The 18,265-nt window shown below is 64.8% G+C and carries 15 protein-coding genes and 3 pseudogenes; 8 read left to right on the top strand and 10 right to left on the bottom strand.

Annotated elements, in window-relative coordinates; translation table 11 throughout:
- Positions 1-218: 218 nt before the first annotated feature.
- Positions 219-1,426 (top strand): annotated as a pseudogene (locus AC0L2M_RS28425) (HAD-IC family P-type ATPase); the annotation flags it as partial.
- Here the strand turns inward: AC0L2M_RS28425 and AC0L2M_RS28420 are convergent.
- The gene (locus AC0L2M_RS28420) at positions 1,361-1,516 is read right to left on the bottom strand and encodes a hypothetical protein (RefSeq protein ID WP_473536514.1); all 156 of its coding nucleotides are present in this window, start codon (positions 1,514-1,516) and stop codon (positions 1,361-1,363) included. The pseudogene AC0L2M_RS28425 and the gene AC0L2M_RS28420 sit on opposite strands and share 66 nt — an antisense overlap.
- Positions 1,517-1,530: 14 nt before the next feature.
- On the opposite strand from AC0L2M_RS28420, the gene copM reads away from it, so the two are divergent.
- Positions 1,531-1,917, top strand: coding sequence for a CopM family metallochaperone (gene copM / locus AC0L2M_RS28415; protein WP_473536489.1), 387 nt, complete (start codon positions 1,531-1,533; stop codon positions 1,915-1,917).
- Positions 1,918-1,949: 32 nt separating this feature from the next.
- On the top strand, positions 1,950-2,795 hold the full coding sequence (locus AC0L2M_RS28410) for an aldo/keto reductase (RefSeq protein ID WP_473536488.1): 846 nt from the start codon (positions 1,950-1,952) through the stop codon (positions 2,793-2,795).
- A 24-nt stretch (positions 2,796-2,819) separates the two neighbouring features.
- Here AC0L2M_RS28410 and mutS read toward each other — a convergent pair whose 3' ends face one another.
- A complete protein-coding gene (gene mutS / locus AC0L2M_RS28405; RefSeq protein WP_473536511.1) occupies positions 2,820-5,507 on the bottom strand; it encodes a DNA mismatch repair protein MutS in 2,688 nt (895 codons plus the stop codon).
- A gap of 205 nt (positions 5,508-5,712) precedes the next feature.
- Between mutS and AC0L2M_RS28400 the strand changes: the two genes are divergently transcribed.
- Positions 5,713-7,992: an NADP-dependent malic enzyme gene (locus tag AC0L2M_RS28400; RefSeq protein WP_287235085.1), complete on the top strand. Its 2,280-nt coding sequence runs from the start codon at positions 5,713-5,715 to the stop codon at positions 7,990-7,992.
- A gap of 17 nt (positions 7,993-8,009) precedes the next feature.
- Here AC0L2M_RS28400 and AC0L2M_RS28395 read toward each other — a convergent pair whose 3' ends face one another.
- Positions 8,010-9,002, bottom strand: a complete 993-nt coding sequence (locus tag AC0L2M_RS28395) for an adenosine kinase (protein ID WP_287217650.1) — start codon at positions 9,000-9,002, stop codon at positions 8,010-8,012.
- Between the two features lie 194 nt (positions 9,003-9,196).
- Here AC0L2M_RS28395 and AC0L2M_RS28390 point away from each other — a divergent pair, with 194 nt between their 5' ends.
- On the top strand, positions 9,197-9,892 hold the full coding sequence (locus AC0L2M_RS28390; protein WP_473536487.1) for a sulfate transporter family protein: 696 nt from the start codon (positions 9,197-9,199) through the stop codon (positions 9,890-9,892).
- Positions 9,893-9,992: 100 nt separating this feature from the next.
- Here the strand turns inward: AC0L2M_RS28390 and AC0L2M_RS28385 are convergent, their stop codons facing one another.
- The 6 genes from AC0L2M_RS28385 to AC0L2M_RS28360 all read right to left on the bottom strand — a co-directional run bounded on the left by AC0L2M_RS28385 (position 9,993) and on the right by AC0L2M_RS28360 (position 14,488).
- Positions 9,993-10,988 carry a proline racemase family protein gene (locus tag AC0L2M_RS28385; RefSeq protein ID WP_473536486.1) on the bottom strand — a complete coding sequence of 332 codons (996 nt, stop codon included), beginning with the start codon at positions 10,986-10,988 and terminating at the stop codon, positions 9,993-9,995.
- The gene (locus tag AC0L2M_RS28380) at positions 10,985-11,788 is read right to left on the bottom strand and encodes an isocitrate lyase/PEP mutase family protein (RefSeq protein WP_473536485.1); all 804 of its coding nucleotides are present in this window, start codon (positions 11,786-11,788) and stop codon (positions 10,985-10,987) included. Before AC0L2M_RS28380 ends, AC0L2M_RS28385 begins: the two co-directional genes overlap by 4 nt.
- 69 nt (positions 11,789-11,857) lie before the next feature.
- On the bottom strand, positions 11,858-12,706 hold the full coding sequence (locus AC0L2M_RS28375; RefSeq protein ID WP_473536484.1) for a hypothetical protein: 849 nt from the start codon (positions 12,704-12,706) through the stop codon (positions 11,858-11,860).
- A gap of 85 nt (positions 12,707-12,791) precedes the next feature.
- Positions 12,792-13,448, bottom strand: coding sequence for an HAD family hydrolase (locus tag AC0L2M_RS28370; protein ID WP_287055152.1), 657 nt, complete (start codon positions 13,446-13,448; stop codon positions 12,792-12,794).
- Positions 13,448-13,933 (bottom strand): dUTP diphosphatase, encoded by a 486-nt coding sequence (gene dut, locus AC0L2M_RS28365; protein ID WP_023803741.1) that lies wholly within the window; start codon positions 13,931-13,933, stop codon positions 13,448-13,450. Before dut ends, AC0L2M_RS28370 begins: the two co-directional genes overlap by 1 nt.
- Positions 13,934-14,017: 84 nt before the next feature.
- Complete coding sequence (locus tag AC0L2M_RS28360; protein ID WP_287055154.1) at positions 14,018-14,488, bottom strand: Lrp/AsnC family transcriptional regulator; 471 nt, start codon at positions 14,486-14,488, stop codon at positions 14,018-14,020.
- Between the two features lie 115 nt (positions 14,489-14,603).
- On the opposite strand from AC0L2M_RS28360, the gene AC0L2M_RS28355 reads away from it, so the two are divergent.
- The 3 genes and pseudogenes from AC0L2M_RS28355 to AC0L2M_RS28345 all read left to right on the top strand — a co-directional run bounded on the left by AC0L2M_RS28355 (position 14,604) and on the right by AC0L2M_RS28345 (position 17,213).
- The gene (locus AC0L2M_RS28355; RefSeq protein WP_473536483.1) at positions 14,604-14,858 is read left to right on the top strand and encodes a DUF6356 family protein; all 255 of its coding nucleotides are present in this window, start codon (positions 14,604-14,606) and stop codon (positions 14,856-14,858) included.
- Between the two features lie 13 nt (positions 14,859-14,871).
- Positions 14,872-15,671 (top strand): annotated as a pseudogene (locus tag AC0L2M_RS28350) (class II glutamine amidotransferase).
- 168 nt (positions 15,672-15,839) lie between these two features.
- Positions 15,840-17,213 carry an amidase gene (locus AC0L2M_RS28345; protein WP_287217655.1) on the top strand — a complete coding sequence of 458 codons (1,374 nt, stop codon included), beginning with the start codon at positions 15,840-15,842 and terminating at the stop codon, positions 17,211-17,213.
- Here AC0L2M_RS28345 and AC0L2M_RS28340 read toward each other — a convergent pair.
- Positions 17,207-18,261 (bottom strand): annotated as a pseudogene (locus tag AC0L2M_RS28340) (NAD(P)/FAD-dependent oxidoreductase). The gene AC0L2M_RS28345 and the pseudogene AC0L2M_RS28340 overlap by 7 nt on opposite strands.
- Between the last annotated feature and the right edge of the window lie 4 nt (positions 18,262-18,265).

Genomic DNA, 18,265 nt, shown 5'->3' with positions numbered 1-18,265 from the left:
GTCGAAACCGGATGATCGCCTCCTGCCGCACTTGATAGATGGTCTTGCTGGACGATGTTGCCAAGCCCGGAAGTAGCGGCGGCCATAAGCATGGAAGCGGTTTGGGTCAGCCAGTCCGGCATGCACCACGGCACCAAAGGTCGAAATTGGCCCTTGACCTTCCAGTCACTGGAAGCACTACCTCTGTTGCAAGTTCGAGACAGAGCGGTCTTTCCGCATTGACGCATTCCGACCACGACCATCACGCCCATAGCGGTTGCTGCTCGCCGAAAGCTGCTCCGTCCGCCGCCGACGCGGTCATTCGCGACCCGGTCTGCGGCATGACCGTCGATCCGGCCGCCGGCAAGCCGACCGCCGAGCATGGCGGCCATCGCTATCATTTCTGCAGCGAGCGCTGCCGTTCGAGGTTCACGGCCGAGCCGGAAAACTACATTACCGCCACCGATCCGGTCTGCGGCATGCGTGTCGAGCGTGCCGCCGCGAAGCACTTTTCCCGGCATGAAGGCCAGGGCTTCTATTTCTGCTCGGCCGGCTGCAAGGTGAGTTCGAGGCGGAGCCGGCAAAGTATCTTGGCGACAGGCCGGAGCAGCAGGCGATGCCGAAAGGCACGCAATACACCTGTCCGATGCATCCAGAAATCGTCCGCGACAAGTCAGGCGCTGCCCGATCTGCGGGATGGCGCTGGAACCGATGGGCGTGCCGACCGGCGACGAGGGCCCGAACCCGGAACTGGTCGATTTCTGGCGCGGATCGTCGAGCTCGTCGCCAAGGCGCAGCGTTCGCGCGCGCCGATCCAGGGCCTGGCCGAACGCGTCTCCTTCTATCTCGTCCCGGCCGTCGTGGTGGTTGCGATCGTTGCGTTCATCGCCTGGGCGATCTTCGGGCCGCAACCCAGTCTGATCTTTGCAATCGCCTCGGCGGTCTCGGTGCTGATCATCGCCTGTCCCTGCGCGCTGGGCCTTGCCACGCCGATGTCGATCATGACCGCCACAGGGCGCGGCGCGCATGCCGGCGTGCTGATCAAGGACGCCGAGGCGCTCGAGCGCTTTGCCTCGGTCGACACGCTGATCGTCGACAAGACCGGCACATTGACCGAAGGCCGGCCGAGATTGACCGAAATCGTCGCTGCCGAGGGCATGGCGGACGATGATCTGCTGGCCATTGCCGCCGGCCTCGAAAAGTCGGGACAGAAGGTGGCGCTCGGCAACGCCGCGATGATGGCCGCTCTCGGCATCGATATCGCATCCATCTCGACCAGCGCCGAGGCGCTGCAGGCCGAGGGCAAGACCTCGATGTTCGTCGCCGTCGGCAACAAGCTGGCCGGCATCGTCGCCGTCGCGACCCGATCAAGGCGACGACATCAGAGGCGATAAAGGCGCTGCACGAGCGCGGCCTGAAGATCATCATGGCGACCGGCAGCGGCGATGAGCCTGTCCTCGGTTTCGGTGATCACCAACGCGTTGCGGCTCAGGACGTTGAAACTCTGAGCCAAGTCCCCAGATAGGAAGTCGTTCAAAAAGGAGATCATGAATGACGTTGGCCAAGAAGATCGTGCTGCTGCTGATGGCGGCCGGAATGCTGCTTGCCGTTTTCCTCGAAAGCATTCCGTCGCAAGCCCAGGAGACGAAACACGACATGGGGGCGCACGACGCGAGTGGTGCCTCGACCGACAGCTACAACGCGGCGATGGACAAGATGCACAGCGCGATGATGGCGATCGAATATTCCGGCAATGCCGATGTCGATTTCGCCCGCGGCATGATCCCGCATCACCAGGCGGCTATCGACATGGCCAAGGTCGAGCTTGCCAATGGCAAAGATCCGGAAATGCGCAAGCTGGCCGAAGCGGTGATCGCGGCGCAGGAAGCCGAGATCAAGCGGATGCAGGATTGGCTGGCCGCCCATCCGGTGAAGTAGCATCAGCCATAGGGCCTCGACTGGAGCACGCCGTGCCGTCAACGATAAGAACCACAACATTGCCCTCGGGCGAAGCCGTTCCGGTGCTGGGTCAAGGCACCTGGAAAATGGGAGAGGACGCCCGCCGCCATGCCGATGAGGTCAATGCCCTGAAGCTTGGGCTGGATCTCGGCATGACGCTGATCGACACCGCCGAAATGTATGCCAGCGGCGGCGCCGAGGAAGTGGTGGCGGATGCTATTGCCGGGCGCCGCGACGAGGTGTTCCTGGGCTCCAAGGTGCTGCCGTCCAACGCCTCGCGCACCGGCGTGCCGGCTGCCTGCGAGGCAAGCCTCAGGCATCTGCGCACCGACCGCATCGATCTCTATCTGCTGCACTGGCCCGGCAGCGTGCCGCTGGCGGAAACGGTCGAGGCCTTCGAAGCGTTGAAAAAAGCCGGCAAGATCCGCCACTGGGGCGTTAGCAATTTTGACACTCATGAGATGGAGGAACTGGTCAGCCTGCCGGCCGGCGACGGCGTCCAGACCAACCAGATCCTCTACAATCTGTCCCAGCGCGGCCCCGAATTCGACCTTGCGCCCTGGAGCCGGCAGCGCGGCATTCCGCTGATGGCCTATTCGCCGGTCGACCAGGGCGTATTGGCGCGCAACGCCAGCCTCGAAGCCATCGCCGCCCGCCACGATGCGACGCCGGCTCAGCTGGCGCTGGCCTGGGTGATGGCACAGGACGGCGTCATCGCCATTCCAAAGGCCAGCAAGCAGGAGCATATCCGCCAGAATGTCGCGGCGCTCGACATCGAGCTTACGCGTGAGGATTTCGCCGAAATCGACCGCGCCTTCCCGCCGCCGCGGCGCAAGCAGGGCCTGCAGATGATTTGAGGGATGGGAGCGGACGAGGCCCAGCTATTTCCCCGCCATTCCCTTCAGCCGATACAGCGCCTCCAGCGCCTCCCGCGGCGTCATCTCGTCGGGGTTGATCGCTCCGAGCGCGGCGCCCAGTGCATCGTCCTTCACCGGCTTCGGCGCCTCCCGCCTCACCGCCACCGAAAACAGCGGCAGATCGTCGACCAGCCGGTTGGCCTTGCCCGAAACCTCGCCAGCTTCCAGTTGGTGCAGCACTTCCCTGGCCCGCCCGACCACCGCCTCCGGCAAGCCGGCCAGACGCGCCACCTGCACGCCGTAGGAGCGGTCGGCGGCACCCTTGCCGACCTCGTGCAGGAAGACCACGTCGCCTTCCCATTCCTTGACCCGCATGGTGACATTGTGCAGTCGAGCGAGCTTGCTGGCCAGCGCAGTCATTTCGTGGAAATGGGTGGCGAAGATCGCCCGGCAGCGGTTTTTTTCGTGCAGATACTCGACCGCCGCCCAGGCGATCGACAGGCCGTCGAAGGTGGCGGTGCCGCGGCCGATCTCATCGAGGATCACCAGCGCGCGTTCGCCGGCCTGGTTGAGGATCGCCGCCGTTTCGACCATCTCGACCATGAAGGTCGAACGGCCGCGCGCCAGGTCGTCGGAGGCGCCGACACGTGAAAACAGCCGGTCGACGACGCCGATATGGGCTGATGCCGCCGGCACGAACGAGCCGGTCTGGGCGAGGATGGCGATCAGCGCGTTCTGCCTGAGGAAGGTCGATTTGCCGCCCATATTCGGGCCGGTCAGCAGCCAGATCGCGCCGTTTTTGGCATTGCCTTCCGGCGACAGATCGCAATCATTGGCGACGAACGGTCCTTCGCCCGAACGCCGCAGCGACTGTTCCACCACCGGATGCCGTCCGCCCGAAATGGCGAAGGCGAGGCTCGCGTCCACGATGGGTCGGCACCATGCCTCGCTTTCGGAAACCAGCGCCAGTGCCGCCGACACGTCGAGCACGGCGAGTGCTTCGGCGCCGGCGCGGATCTTGTCCGCCTCGCCGACGGCTTCCGCCGTCAGCCTGTCGAAGGCGGCAAGCTCGATCGCCAGCGCCCGGTCGGCGGCATTGGCGATCTTCGATTCCAGCTCGGCCAGTTCGGTCGTGGTGAAGCGCATGGCGTTGGCCATGGTCTGGCGATGGATGAAGCGCGCCTTCGCCCCGTCGCTGCTCGTCATGATCGCATGGTTGTTGGCGGTGACTTCGATGTAGTAGCCAAGCACTTTGTTGTGCCGGATTTTCAGCGAGCGGATGCCGGTTTCGTCGATCAGCGAGCGCTCCAGCCCGGCGATCACCTTGCGCGATTCATCGCGCAGCGCCCGCATCTCGTCGAGCTCGGCGTTGTAGCTGGAACGGACGAAGCCGCCGTCGCGCTTGAGCAGCGGCAGCTCGTCGGCGAGCGCCCGTGTCAGATGCTCGGCCAGCGGGCGCGGCAGCGCCTCGATCGCCGCCAGCGCCGCCGCCAATTCTGGCGACAGGGCGGTCGCCCCAAACAGTTCGGCAATAGCGCCGGCGGCCTCGAACCCGGCACGCAGCGCGCCGAGATCGCGCGGGCCGCCGCGGTTGAGCGCCAGCCGCGACAGCGCGCGTGGCATGTCGGCGACGCTCTTCAGGCTCGCCCGCACCGCCTGGCACAGCCGTATCTCGGACCGGAAGAACGACACCGAATCCAGCCTTGCGCCAATTGCCGCCGGATCGGTCAGCGGCGCCATCAGCCGGTCGGCGAGCAGCCGCGCGCCGCCGCCGGTCACCGTGCGGTCGATCGCCTTGAACAGCGAGCCCTCGCGGCTGCCGGACAGCGTGCGCAGCAGTTCCAGATTGGCGCGTGTCGCCGGATCGATGAACAGCGTCGAACCCTGCTCCTCGCGCTCGGGCCGCGACAGCGGCGGCCGCTCGGCCTTCTGCGTCTTCTCGACATAGGCGATGGCGCCTGAGATCGCCGACAGCTCGGCGCGGGAAAACGTGCCGAAACTGTCCGGCGTCGCCACCTCGAAGAAACGGGCGATGCGGCCCGCGGCCGACGCCGAATCGAACAGACTCGGCGGCTGCGGACTGGCGATCCGGCCGAGCACATCGAACACCGGTTTCAGCTCCGGATCGTAAAACACCGGTTCGGCGACGATCAGCTCGCGTGGGTCGACGCGAAAGACATCGGCGAGCAGCCGGTCGGCGCTGGTCTCGGCAACGCGAAAGGCGCCGGTCGAGATCTCGATCCAGGCCAGCGCAAAACTTCCTTGGTTCCCTGTCGCGCTGCCGCGATCCCCGCTTCTTTGTTCGGCTCCGCCCTTGACCCGGCCAAGTGCCATCAAGAAACTCGATTCCGACGGCGCCAGCAATTTGTCCTCGGTGATGGTGCCGGGCGTTACCAGCCGCACCACGTCGCGGCGCACCACCGATTTGCCACCGCGTTTCTTCGCCTCTGCCGGATCCTCGATCTGCTCGCAGACGGCGACGCGGAACCCTTGTCCAATCAGCTTCTGCAGATAATCGTCGGCGGCATGCACCGGCACGCCGCACATCGGGATGTCGAGGCCCTGGTGCTTGCCACGCTTGGTCAGGACGATGCCGAGCGCCCGGCTCGCCTTCTCGGCGTCGTCGAAGAACAGCTCGTAGAAATCGCCCATTCGGTAGAACAGCAGCGAATCCGGGTTCGCCGCCTTGATCTCGATATACTGCTCCATCATCGGCGTTGCCGGCGCAAAGGCCGGCGTAGCGCTGTCGCTACGAATGGGCGTTTCGTCGTTCAAGAAGTTGCTTCCAAAATTTCCCAAGCCATCTGCTTGGCGGTTTACAGCGGCGAAGTGTAGCCTTAATCCCGAACGTTCCACAAAAGAAAGCACCGCGCCCGTCTCAACGAGGTGCTGCACGGGTGAGGAAATCGAAAGCATCATGGCCAAGAAAACCGAAAGCAACGGCCCCTCCGTCAGTGCGCAGGAGGCGCTGGAATTCCACGCCATGGGCCGCCCGGGCAAGCTGGAGATCGTCGCTACCAAGCCGATGGCCACCCAGCGCGACCTAAGCCTCGCCTATTCGCCGGGCGTCGCGGTTCCGGTGCTTGCCATTGCCGAGGATCCCAGCCGCGCCTTCGACTACACGGCGCGCGGCAACATGGTCGCCGTCATCTCAAACGGCACCGCCATCCTCGGCCTCGGCAATCTCGGCGCGCTGGCCGCCAAGCCGGTGATGGAAGGCAAGGCGGTGCTGTTCAAGCGCTTCGCCGATGTCGATTCGATCGATCTCGAAGTCGACACCGAGGATGCCGAAGAGTTCATCAATTGCGTGCGTTTCCTTGGGCCGTCGTTCGGCGGTATCAATCTGGAAGACATCAAGGCGCCGGAGTGCTTCATCATCGAGCAGCGGCTGCGCGAACTTATGGACATACCGGTCTTTCATGACGACCAGCACGGCACCGCCATCATTTCGGCGGCCGGCCTGATCAACGCGCTGGAAATCACCGGCCGCGACATGAAGACCACCAAAATGGTCTGCAACGGCGCCGGTGCCGCCGGCATCGCCTGCATCGAGCTGATGAAGGCGATGGGCTTTGCGCCCGAAAACATCATCCTGTGCGACACCAAAGGCGTCGTCTTCCAGGGCCGCACCGAAGGCATGAACCAGTGGAAGTCGGCGCATGCCGTCAAGACCGACGCACGCTCGCTGGCCGAGGCGCTCGACGGTGCCGACGTGTTCCTCGGCCTCTCGGCCAAGGGCGCGCTGACCACCAAGATGGTGCAGTCCATGGCCGAGAAGCCGATCATCTTCGCCATGGCCAACCCCGATCCGGAGATCACGCCGGAGGAAGTCGCCGAAATCCGCGCCGATGCCATCATGGCCACCGGCCGTTCGGACTATCCGAACCAGGTCAACAACGTGCTCGGCTTCCCTTACATCTTCCGCGGCGCGCTGGACGTGCGGGCGACCACCATCAATGACGACATGAAGATCGCTGCGGCGCGTGCGCTCGCCGAACTGGCGCGCCAGGATGTACCCGACGACGTCGCCGCCGCCTACCAGGGCATGCGGCCGAAATTCGGCCCCAACTACATCATCCCGGTGCCGTTCGACCCGCGCCTGATCTCGGCCATTCCGATCGCGGTTGCCAAGGCCGCGATGGAATCCGGCGTCGCGCGCAAGCCGATCCTCGACCTCGACCGCTACGCGCAGGAGCTTTCCGCCCGCCGCGATCCGATCGCCTCGACCCTTCAGCGCATCTACGACCGCGTGCGCCGCCAGCCCAAGCGCATCGTTTTCGCCGAGGGCGAGGAGGAGCAGGTGATGCGCGCCGCCGTCTCCTATGTGAACCAGCGGCTCGGCACCGCCATCCTGCTGGGCCGCGACGACATCATCAAGGAGAACGCCAGGAACGCCGGCATCGAACTGAACAAGCAAGGCATCGAGATCATCAATGCCAGGCTGTCGCGCCGCAACGGCGTCTACACCGACTATCTGTACGAGCGCATGCAGCGCAAGGGCTTCCTGTTTCGCGACTGCCAGCGCCTGATCAACACCGACCGCAACCATTTCGCCGCCTGCATGGTGGCGCTGGGCGATGCCGATGGCATCGTCACCGGCGTTACCCGCAACTACTCGACGGCGCTCGACGACATCCGCCGCATCATCGACGCCAAGCCCGGCCACCGCGTCATCGGCGCCTCGATCGTGCTGGCGCGGGGCCGAACCGTGATTGTCGCCGACACCGCCGTGCACGATATGCCGAATGCCGAACAGATCGCCGACATCGCCGAGGAGGCCGCCGGCTTTGCCCGCCGCATGGGTTATGAGCCGCGGCTGGCCATGCTTGCCTATTCCACCTTCGGCCATCCGCAGGGCGAGCGCTCCGAACGCATCCAGGAAGCGGTGCGCATCCTCGACAAGCGGCGCGTCGATTTCGAGTATGACGGCGAGATGGCAGCCGACGTGGCGCTCAGCGCACGCGCCATGGCGCAATACCCGTTCATCCGGCTGACCGGCCCAGCCAATGTGCTGATCATGCCGGCCTTCCACTCGGCCTCGATCTCGACCAAGATGCTGCAGGAGCTCGGCGGCTCGACCGTTATCGGCCCGCTGCTGGTCGGCCTGGACAAGCCGGTTCAGATCGTCTCGCTCAACGCCAAGGACAGCGACATCGTCAACATGGCGGCGATTGCCGCTTATACGGCGGGGGCCTGAGGAGCGAGCGCCTCTTCCTAAATCAGGCCTGCCTGCTCAGCCTCGTGGCGTAAATTCTGCCGCGGCCTTGGCCCGATCTGCTGGATCACCAGCCCGGCCGCCAGCGAGCCGAGATCGCCGCAATGCTTCAGGCTACGGCCTTGTGTGTAGCCGTAGAGGAAGCCGGCGGCATAGAGGTCGCCGGCGCCGGTGGTGTCGACCAGTTCGCGGATTTCCGTCGCATTGATGGTGACGGTCTCGTCGCCGCGCACGATGACCGAGCCCTTTTCGGAGCGGGTGACGGCGGCGATCTTGCAATCCTTGCGGATCTGGGCCAGCGCCTCGTCGAAGGAGGCGGTCTGGTACAGCGACTTGATCTCGTGGCTATTGGCAAAGACGATATCGACAGTACCCGAGCGCATCAGCTCCAGAAACTCCTCGCGGTAGCGGTCGACGCAGAACGAATCCGACAATGTCATCGACACTTCGCGCCCGGCTGCGTGGGCGAGCTTCGCCGTCTGCCGGAACGCTTCCTTGGCGCGCGGCGGGTCCCACAGATAGCCCTCGAAATAGGTGACGGCGGCGCCCGACGCCTTGTCCGCCTCGACATCCTCCGGACCGAGCTCGACGCAAGCGCCGAGATAGGTGTTCATCGAGCGCTCGCCGTCCGGCGTGACGAAGATCATCGAGCGCGCCGTCGGCGGTTCGCCATCGAGCGGCCTGGTGTCGAAGGCCACGCCCTGGGCGTGCATGTCATGGGCGTAGATTTCGCCGAGCGTGTCGTTCGAGACCTTGCCGAAGAAGGCGGCGCGGCCGCCGAAGCTGGCGACGCCCGCCGCCGTGTTGCCGGCGCTGCCGCCGGAGGCTTCGATGGCCGGGCCCATGCGGCTGTAGAGCAGCTCGGCGCGCCTCGTGTCGATCAGGTTCATCGCGCCCTTGATGATGCCGTTCGTCTCAAGGAATGCCTCGTCGCACTGGGCGATGATGTCGACAATGGCATTACCGATACAAAGCACGTCATAGTTCGGCATCAATCATGTCTCCGCGAAAAACCACCGGCTTTCTGGCATGCCGGCCGCGGGCGGGTCTAGCGATTTGATGCGGCTTTGCCTAGGTCGTGATTTTAATTGGCGTGACGCTGCACGTGGTTGCGCCCTTGGTTGCGCTTGTGACTTCTCGTGTCTCCGCTTATTTCGCAGATGTTCAACATGGAATTGGAAACGCCGTGATCTCCAGCGCCGCCCGCGCCGCCGCCAGCCAGCTGTTCTCGCCCGAATTCCGCTCGGTGTTCGTAAAAACGTTGGGCCTGACCTTGCTGGCGCTCGCCGCGCTGTGGTTCGCCATCGAGGGCCTGTTCGAATGGCTGGCCTGGCCATGGATCGACGCATGGCTGCCCGCCATGCCGTCCTGGGCCGGATGGCTGGGCGTCATCGTCGCCGGGATCGGTCTGGCGCTCGGTCTGGCGCTGCTGATCGCGCCGGTGACGGCGATCATCGCCGGCCTGTTCCTCGACGACGCCGCCGAACTGGTCGAGCGCACCGACTATCCCAATGACCCGCCCGGCCGCGCCATGCCGGCGCTGCGCTCGCTGGTGCTGGCGATAAGATTCTTCGGCGTCGTCATCCTCGGCAACATCGTGGCCTTGCTGCTGCTGCTGGTGCCGGGCATCAACATCGCTGCCTTCTTCATCGTCAACGGCTATCTGCTGGGACGCGAATTCTTCGAATTCGCCGCCATGCGCTTTCGCCCGGAGGCCGAGGCCCGGGCATTGCGCAAAAAACATGCCGTCACGGTGTTTCTCGCCGGGCTGGTTGTCGCTGCCTTCCTCGCGGTGCCGCTGCTCAACCTTTTGACGCCGCTGTTCGCCGCCGCCATGATGGTGCACCTGCACAAGGCGATCTCGGCGCGGGAAGCAGCTTAGGAATGCTGATGCTCAGGTGAGGCCGGCTTGCGAATGCCGATGTCCTGCGCTTCCGGGGCGTACCCAACGGTACGCTCGGTTCCGTTTCTCGGGGCCCGCGCTAACGTAAAAGAAAACCACGTCCCAACTCGTCCTCGGGTTCGACGATGAATTCGGCCCGCCCGCAGTAGAAGGCGCGGCCGCCGACGCGGGCGATGATGGCGTCATGCGGCCCGGCTTTCGCGGTCCTCGCCACGCTGCCGGAAAAGCGCGAGCCGGCGATACTCTCGAACAGCCGAATCTGGCCGGCGATTTCGCCCCTGCCATGCATCGCCGCCAGCCGCGCGGTGACACCCGATCCGGTCGGCGAGCGGTCGACCTCGGCCTCGGCGAAGACGCATATGTTTTTGGTCGGGCTATCGGAATATGCGTCCTGTCCGTCGGTCAGGATGGTGCCGTAGAGAAAGGCAAGCTCGGCATGGTCGGGATGCGACAGCGGGAATCCCTTCTTCAGCTTCTCCGTCAGTGCCGTCGCCGCATCGACGAAATCGCGCACGCGGTTCTTGCTGAACTCCAGCCCGAACTGCCGGCAATCGGCGAGCGCATAGAAGGCGCCGCCATAGGCGATGTCGAATCCGATCGCCCCGTAACCCGGCAATTCGATCTGCTGGTCGCGGGCGAACAGAAAGGCCGGCACGCTTTCGAATGACACAGCACCGGCCTTGCCGTCCTGCACCTCGACCGAGGCGACGACCAGCCCGCACGGCGCCTCGATGTTGACTGTCGTCAGCGGCTCCTGCCGCGCCACCAGCCCCTCGTCGACGGCGTAGCGGCCGAGCGCGACGATGGCGTGGCCGCACATCGTCGAATAGCCCTCATTGTGCATGAACAGCACGGCGAGGTCGGCGCCGGGCAGGTCGGGTTCCACCAGCAGCGCGCCATACATGTCGTGATGGCCGCGCGGCTCGAACATCAGGATCCTCCTGAGATGATCGAGGTGATCGCGCACATAGGAGCGTTTTTCCAGGATCGTGCCTGCAGGAATCCTGGGATAACCACCGGTGACGATCCGCAGCGGCTCGCCGCCGGTGTGCATGTCGACGACGCTGAGCTTCATGCGTTGGGTTCGGCAAACAACGCCTGCAGCTTGCCGAACGGCATGGCGGTGCGGGTGAAGCCGAAGGTGCCGTCCTGCTGGATCTCGCGCGCCGCCGTTTCCAGCATGCCGAAGGCGTAATTGGTCAGCCAGGGTCCGAGCGAAATGCGCTTGACCCCTGCCTGGGCAAGATCGGCGATGGTGAAGCCGGGCCTCACCATGACGTTGACCGGCTTGGTCAGCGCCGAGCAAACGGTTTGCACCGTCTCGACATCGCCGAGGCCTGGCGCGTAGAGCACGTCGGCGCCGGCCTTCTCGAAGGCCTGCAGCCGCTTGATCGTGTCGTCGATGTCTGGCCTGCCCCACAGAAAATTCTCGGCCCGCGCGGTGAAGACGAAGTCGTGCTTCAGCGCCCGTGCCGCCTCCGCTGCAGCAGCGACGCGCTCGACGGCATGCGAAAAATCATAAATCGGCTTGTCGGGCTCGCCGGTGTGGTCCTCGATCGAGCAGCCGGCGAGGCCTGCCGCCTCGGCTGCGAAGACAGTTTCCGCGGCACTTGTCGCGCTGTCGCCCTTGCCCTTCTCGAGGTCGGCCGAGACCGGCAGGCCGGTCGCCGCGGTCACGTCGCGGCAGTGGTGGATCATCGCCTCGAAGGTCACCGCGCCGTCGGGCAGGCCGCGCGAAAAGGCAAAGCCGGCGCTGGTCGTCGCCAACGCCTTGAAACCGAAGGAGGCCAGCAGTTTCGTCGTGCCGACGTCCCAGGGGTTGGGCATGACGAAGATCGAACTGTGCAGGTCGCGAAAGATTTTGCCCTTGTCCATGGATGCTCCCCAGAGTGCGAAGCGCATTTTATCCCGCCACTGCCCGCCGGGCAAACGAATGCGATTGGGTCAGAAGCGATTGGCGTTCTCTCCTGCCAATTTGTCCAGCGCGTCGGACCCCTTGACGTATGCGGTCCCGTCCCAATGGTAGGTGACGGAGATGTCGCGCGAGGAAGCCTCGGGCGCCGCATCGTCGCAGCTTTCGCCATTCGGCATGGTGGCATCGGTCACCGTCGCCTTGATGGCCGCATAGGGCTGGCCTTCCGCAACGGTCTGAAACGCCAACTCCTGCGTGCGCCTGTAGGCACACAGGGACTCGTCGAACGTATAGATCATGTCGATCAGCTCGAACCTGTCGTCGCGGACCAGGATCAGCGGCGTGCTCACATAGCCCTGGCTCGAATTGAAATGCGTGCTCAGGGTAATGATGGCGTCATCGCCGGGCCCGATCGGCAGCTTGCCCGGATCGCGGAGATAGGTGCTCCGGTCGACGGCGACATTGACAGCGTCGAGCAGTCTCGGCTTGCTGGCAAGATCGTAGAGCGCCAGCACCGCAAAGCCCTCAGCGCTGTCGGAGGAACTGCCGAGGTCGAACAGCATGGCCAGCCGCTCCTTGCCGCCGGCCCTGATCTGGAGCACGCCAGCATCGGAAAAGCCCGACGTTTCGGGTGGCAGGCCACCGCTATCCCCACCTTCGATATGGCGCATCTCGATCGGCATGGAACCACGGTAGAAGCCGTCCTTGTCCGCCGCCAGATCGGGAATGACCATCCTGGCGAGGTCGAGATAGGTCGTGTCCTTGTGGCCGGGAACGGCGCTGCCAAGGTCCGGGAAGCTGACGCCCTGCGCGCCGGCCGCGGCCCACAGACACGGCAGCAGCAAGCAGGCGAGGGTGAAGCGAAACAGGATCGAGTTCATAGGCTGGGCGCCTCCCACTGTCGAACATTGGCAAGCTAGCATGGGCGCCTGGCGCGTCCAGCCGGATAAAAACCTGAAGACCAGATCAGGGGATCGGCACCAGCCCGGCCAGCTCGCGCATGTCGTCAAACAGGATGCCGCCGGCCTCGGTCAGGCCGTCGCGGTCGGAATGCGGGTCGCCGTAGTAGGAAAATACGCGCATGCCGGCGGCAATGCCGGCTAATGTCCCGGCGACGCTGTCCTCGATGACGATGCAGTCGGCGGGCGCGAAGCCCATCGTGCTTGCGGCATGCAGGAACAGGTCGGGAAACGGCTTGCCGCGCGAAACCATGGTCGAGCTGAACAGTGCATGCTCGAACAGCGGCAGCAGCCCGGTCTGGCCGAGCGTGATGTGCATTTTACTCACCCGCGCCGACGAAGCGACGCAAGTTGCGATGCCGGCAGCGTGCACGGCTTCGATGAACTGCCTGACATAGGGGACGGCTTCGACGCCATGCGCGAACAGGTCCGGCAGACCGGCGTTCCAACGGTCGACGAAATCGGCGCCGAGGCTGGCGCCGGTCGCCTCGACTTCCTTCTGCACCGAGACCATGGCGCGGCCGGAGAAGTTCTTGCGGCAATATTCGAAGCTTGCCGGGTAGCCGGCGGCGCTGAGCCATTCGGCGAGGCGTCGATTGGCCAGGTTCTCGGTGTCGACCAGAACCCCGTCGCAGTCGAAGATGACCAGTTTGGGTAGGGACATCAGGCCGTGCCGGTCGATCCGAAGCCGCCGGAGCCGCGCGTCGTTCCGCCGGCCAAGCTGCGCTCATCGACCGTCGCCTGCGTCACCGGGGCGAAGACGATCTGCGCGATCCGCATGCCGCGCGTCACCGCGAAATCCTCGTCGCCAAGATTGATCAGCAGCACCTTGACCTCGCCGCGATAGTCGCTGTCGATGGTGCCCGGCGTGTTGAGGCAGGTGAGGCCATGCTTGAAGGCGAGGCCCGAGCGTGGCCGGACCTGGCCTTCCACCCCCTCCGGGATCTCCAGGATCAGCCCGGTCGGCACCAGCGCGCGTTTTCCCGGCAGGATCAGCAGCGGTCGGTCGTCCGGCACCGCGGCGCGCAGATCCATGCCGGCGGCGCCCGGGCTTTCATAGGCGGGAAGCGGCAGGCCTTCACCGTGCGGCAGCCTGATGAAGCCGACGGCCGGACCGATGACGGAGGAAGTGTAGAGTGCTGCGCGCATGAGGCTGATCCTATCGCTATCAACGCCGATTCAGTCAACTCGGCGGCCAGACTATCAACGGCTTTCTTTCAGCGCAGTTCCGTTTCAGCGCAGTTCTACGGGGACGATGGTCGTCTCCTTGATCTCCTCCATGACGAAGGACGCCGAAACATCCGACAGCGCCACCTTGGCGATAAGTCGCTGATAGAGCCGGTCATACGCCTTCACGTCGGCGACGCGGGCACGCAAGACATAATCGAGGTCGCCGGACATGCGGTAGACGCCGGTGATCTCGGGAAAACTGGTGACTGCCGCCCGGAATTTCTGCAGCCAGTCCGGATCGTGGTTGGAGGTCCGGACCAGGATGAACACCGAAAGGCCAAGGCCAAGCTTGTCGGCATCGACCAGCGCCACCCGGCCGGTGATGACTCCGTCTTCCTCGAGCCGCTTGACCCGGCGCCAGCAGGCGTTGCGCGACAGCGACACTCTTTCCGACAATTGGTCGACCGACAGCGTGCCGTCGCGTTGCAGTTCGGCCAGCAATCTTCGGTCGATCTCATCGATTTCCAGCGGCATGTGGGATGTTTGTCCCAATAATTGGCCAAACACAAGGATGATTTGGGACCGATGAACCGAAAGCTTGTGCCAGAATACTCAGCATCGGGGGCTTACCCAGCCAGGAGGGATCACCATGACGACACGGCTTGCAAGGCTCTTTACCTCTCACCCGACCAAGGTGGGCGAGACCTATTTCAGCCATATGGCTTTCGCGGCGTGGTTCTGCTCGCGTCTGTTCATGGCAGCGTTCGCCGCACTCATTCACGCTTTCTTGCCGTTTCTGTTTGAGACTACGGCCAGCCGAATCGTTCGCGAGCTCTATGAGCGCACGCACAACAGAGGCACACACGCGATCAAGGAGCCTGCGGCTCTCATGGATCGCGCCTGAGGGGGATTAAGCGATGTGCCGGTGGGCGGCCTATCTTGGCGAAGCGGTTTTCCTCGAAGACATCGTCACGGCGCCCTGCCATTCGCTGATCGCCCAGAGTCATTGCGCCGAAGAAGCCAAGTCGCCGACCAATGGCGATGGCTTTGGTCTCGCCTGGTACGGCGACCGGCCCGAACCGGGTCTCTATCGCGACATCCTGCCGGCCTGGTCCGATCCCAATCTGAAGAGCCTGTGCCGGCAGATCAGGTCCAGCCTGTTCCTTGCCCATGTGCGCGCCTCGACCGGCGGCGCCACCAGCCGCATGAACTGTCATCCCTTCACTGCCGGCCGCTGGTCGTTCATGCACAACGGCCAGATCGGCGGCTTCGAAAGAATCCGCCGCGCGCTGGAAAACGCGCTCTCCGACGATGTCTTCGATCGGCGCGAGGGCACCACCGATTCCGAACTTTTCTTTCTCCTGATGATCGACGAGGGTCTGGCGGGCGATCCGCAAGGCGCGGTGTCGCGCGCTACGGCGCGGGTGATCGACGCCTCGCGCCGCGCCGGCTTCGAACCGGCGCTGAGACTCACCGCCGCCTTGTCGGACGGCGAATCGCTCCATGCGGTGCGCTATGCGACCGATGCCCACGCGCCGACGCTCTACACCTCCGTCTTCCGCAACGGCGGCGGGCGATGCCTGAGTCGGAGCCTTTCGACCGTGATGGCGGCGACTGGCAGCCGATCCCGCCCTCTAGCTTCGTCACCATTACCAGAGACGGCATGACCACTCGTCCATTTGCGCCGGAACCGGCAAGACTGGCGCTGGCGGTGTAGCTCCCTCGCTATCGCGGCAACATCGCGGGACAGTGCCCCCTCAACAGACCCTCGCAGCGCAATTCCGATCAAGCACCACCTGTCCTCGAATGCTGAACTCGGCTTGAAGACGCGCCGTAGTCCGCCATTTGGTGAGGCTGGCGCCGCTAGCAAGCCGGAGCATTGGTCATGGACCTCGTCTTTTCCTCCACCAGAGACTTGGCTGCCGCGATCCGCGACCGCAAAATTTCCGCCGTGGAAGCGCTGGACGCGCATTTGGCTGAGATCGACAGGCATAATGAGGCGGTCAACGCGGTCGTCACGCTCGACAGGGAAGGGGCTCGCGCTCGCGCGAAGAAGGCCGACGAAGCGCAGGCGCGCGGCGACGCTCTCGGGCCGCTGCACGGCGTGCCGTTCACGCTGAAGGACACTCACGAAACAGTGGGGATGAAGACGACGGTCGGCTTCCCGCCTTTTGCCGACTATGTGGCGAGAAAAGACAGCCCGGTCGTTCTCAGGTTGAAGGCGGCCGGCGGCGTGCTGGTCGGCAAGACAAATGTCGCAACGATGCTGGGCGACTGGCAGTCGAACAACCCGCTGTTCGGCCGCACCAGTAATCCGTGGGATCTATCGCGCACCGCCGGCGGCTCCAGCGGGGGAGCGGCGGCAGCACTTTGCGCGGGCATGACGCCATTCGAACTAGGCACCGACATGCAGGATTCGATCCGCCTGCCGGCAGCCTTTTGCGGCGTCTACGGCCTCAAGCCGACCGAGCATCGCGTCTCCCTGGCCGGCGCCTTTCCCAATCCCGGTGGCGTACCGCGCGGCGTGCGGCTGATGTCCTGCATCGGTCCGCTGGCCCGCAACGTCGAAGATCTGGCGCTGATTCTGAGGATCATCGCAGGACCGGATGGCAGCGACACCGACCTTGCCCCGGTGCCTGTCGAGGGCACGCCGGAGGTTGATCCCAAGACCCTGCGCATCGCTTTCGCGCCGGCCTTTCCGGGTTTTCCGGTAGCCGGCGAGATCAGGGCCGCGGCCGAAAGTCTGGCCGAGCAACTCAAGTCTGCGGGGGTAGCCGTCGAGGAAGCAAGACTGCCGACGCTCGATCTGCATGACGATCTGACGCAAGGCGGCGCGCTGATCGGCATGATGCTGGAGGCTGCGCAGCCGGAGCCGCCAGAAGAACCGACACCGGTCTCGCGCTGGTTCGAAGCGCTCGCCCGCCGCGACCAGTCAATCCTTGCCTGGGACCGGTTTTTCGAAGGTTGCGATGTCTTGCTTTGTCCCGTCACCATGACCACGGCCTTTCCGCATTGCGAGCCGGGAACACCAATCAAGGTCGATGACAGGGAGCAGAGCTACTGGCTGCTGCCAGCCTATGGCGCGGTGTTCAACTACAGCGGCCAGCCGGCACTGTCGATGCCCTGCGGGCAGGACCGCGACGGCCTGCCCATCGGCCTGCAACTGGTCGGCCGTCGCTGGTCAGAATCGCGGCTGCTTGGCATCGCCAGGGCGATAGCGCCGCTGAGCGGCGGTTTTCGCCGTCCGCCTGGCTATTGAGCAAACCGCGTCAGCCTATAGGGCTCAAGTAGCGGATCGCGCGCGTCGGCCGGCGAACAGGCCGACGGCAGGGGCCAGCGTGATGCCGGAATGCATGACCGCGACATAGAGGCCGCTCACGCCTTGAGCCCGTCCGATGATCGGAAAGCCGTCGACGGGCGTCGGCCGATAGCCGACGGTGTGAAAATCCAGTTCCAGCCGGTCGGCGCCGCGCAGCATGCTCTTCATCGCCGCAAACAGGTCGCGGGCTGTGGCTTCGGGATCCATGCCCGGATCGGCGCCGCCGAAATCCGAGCCGGCGATGATGCGGCTCTCGGCGCATGTGCAGCCGGTCGCCGATCACCAGGCCGTTGAGCAGCTTTTCGTACGGGCGTGAATGGACGATCAGGCCGGGCGGCGTCTCGATCGGCAGTTTTAGCCCGGCCGTCGCCGCAATTGCCGCAGAGCCGGCGCCGGCCGCGATCACCATCTCGTCGGCGACAATCCGTCCGCCTGATGTATCGACGCCGCTAATCCTGCCATTGGTCTGTATCAGCGCGGTGACTGTCGTGCCGGTAATCACCCGCGCGCCAAGTCGCTCGGCGTCGGCCAGCAGTGTCTGCGTGGCCGCGACCGGTTCGGCCACGCCCTCCCAAGCGACGTGAAGGGCGAAGTCGGGAAGCTCGGTCAAATTGGGCTCTATACGTGCGGCTCCCGCGCGGTCGACGCGCTCGATCCCGTAGCCCCAGGCGGAATGCTCGGCGGCATAGGCCTCAAGCTCGGCCGGCGGCAGGTCCCAGCACAGGCCGCCGCACCAGGCGAGCGGAATGCCGGGCACGTCATGAGCAAGCCGCGTCCACTCGGCCATCGAACGGGTACGCAGCCGGAAATACGGCTCTGGATTGCCCCAACTGGCATTGATCCAGGCAAAGGAATTCGCCGTGGCGACGCCGCCCGCACCGCTGTCGGCAACGATCGTCACGTTCGCGCCAGCCTTCGCCAGATGCCAGGCGATGGACGCGCCGATGATGCCGGCGCCGACGACAATGACGTGCTTGGCTGCGCTCATGGAT

It is taken from the genome of Mesorhizobium sp. WSM4806 (assembly GCF_055811635.1).
The sequence above is the reverse complement of the archived record's forward strand: the minus strand, read 5'-3'. Positions and strand labels throughout refer to the sequence as shown.

Excerpts from the sequence above, each read along its gene's own strand:
- copM (WP_473536489.1), top strand. The coding sequence starts at position 1,531 with ATGACGTTGGCCAAGAAGATCGTGCTGCTGCTGATGGCGGCCGGAATG.
- mutS (WP_473536511.1), bottom strand. The coding sequence starts at position 5,507 with ATGATGGAGCAGTATATCGAGATCAAGGCGGCGAACCCGGATTCGCTG.
- AC0L2M_RS28400 (WP_287235085.1), top strand. The coding sequence starts at position 5,713 with ATGGCCAAGAAAACCGAAAGCAACGGCCCCTCCGTCAGTGCGCAGGAG.
- AC0L2M_RS28395 (WP_287217650.1), bottom strand. The coding sequence starts at position 9,002 with ATGCCGAACTATGACGTGCTTTGTATCGGTAATGCCATTGTCGACATC.
- AC0L2M_RS28385 (WP_473536486.1), bottom strand. The coding sequence starts at position 10,988 with ATGAAGCTCAGCGTCGTCGACATGCACACCGGCGGCGAGCCGCTGCGG.
- AC0L2M_RS28380 (WP_473536485.1), bottom strand. The coding sequence starts at position 11,788 with ATGGACAAGGGCAAAATCTTTCGCGACCTGCACAGTTCGATCTTCGTC.
- AC0L2M_RS28375 (WP_473536484.1), bottom strand. The coding sequence starts at position 12,706 with ATGAACTCGATCCTGTTTCGCTTCACCCTCGCCTGCTTGCTGCTGCCG.
- AC0L2M_RS28370 (WP_287055152.1), bottom strand. The coding sequence starts at position 13,448 with ATGTCCCTACCCAAACTGGTCATCTTCGACTGCGACGGGGTTCTGGTC.
- dut (WP_023803741.1), bottom strand. The coding sequence starts at position 13,933 with ATGCGCGCAGCACTCTACACTTCCTCCGTCATCGGTCCGGCCGTCGGC.
- AC0L2M_RS28360 (WP_287055154.1), bottom strand. The coding sequence starts at position 14,488 with ATGCCGCTGGAAATCGATGAGATCGACCGAAGATTGCTGGCCGAACTG.
- AC0L2M_RS28355 (WP_473536483.1), top strand. The coding sequence starts at position 14,604 with ATGACGACACGGCTTGCAAGGCTCTTTACCTCTCACCCGACCAAGGTG.
- AC0L2M_RS28345 (WP_287217655.1), top strand. The coding sequence starts at position 15,840 with ATGGACCTCGTCTTTTCCTCCACCAGAGACTTGGCTGCCGCGATCCGC.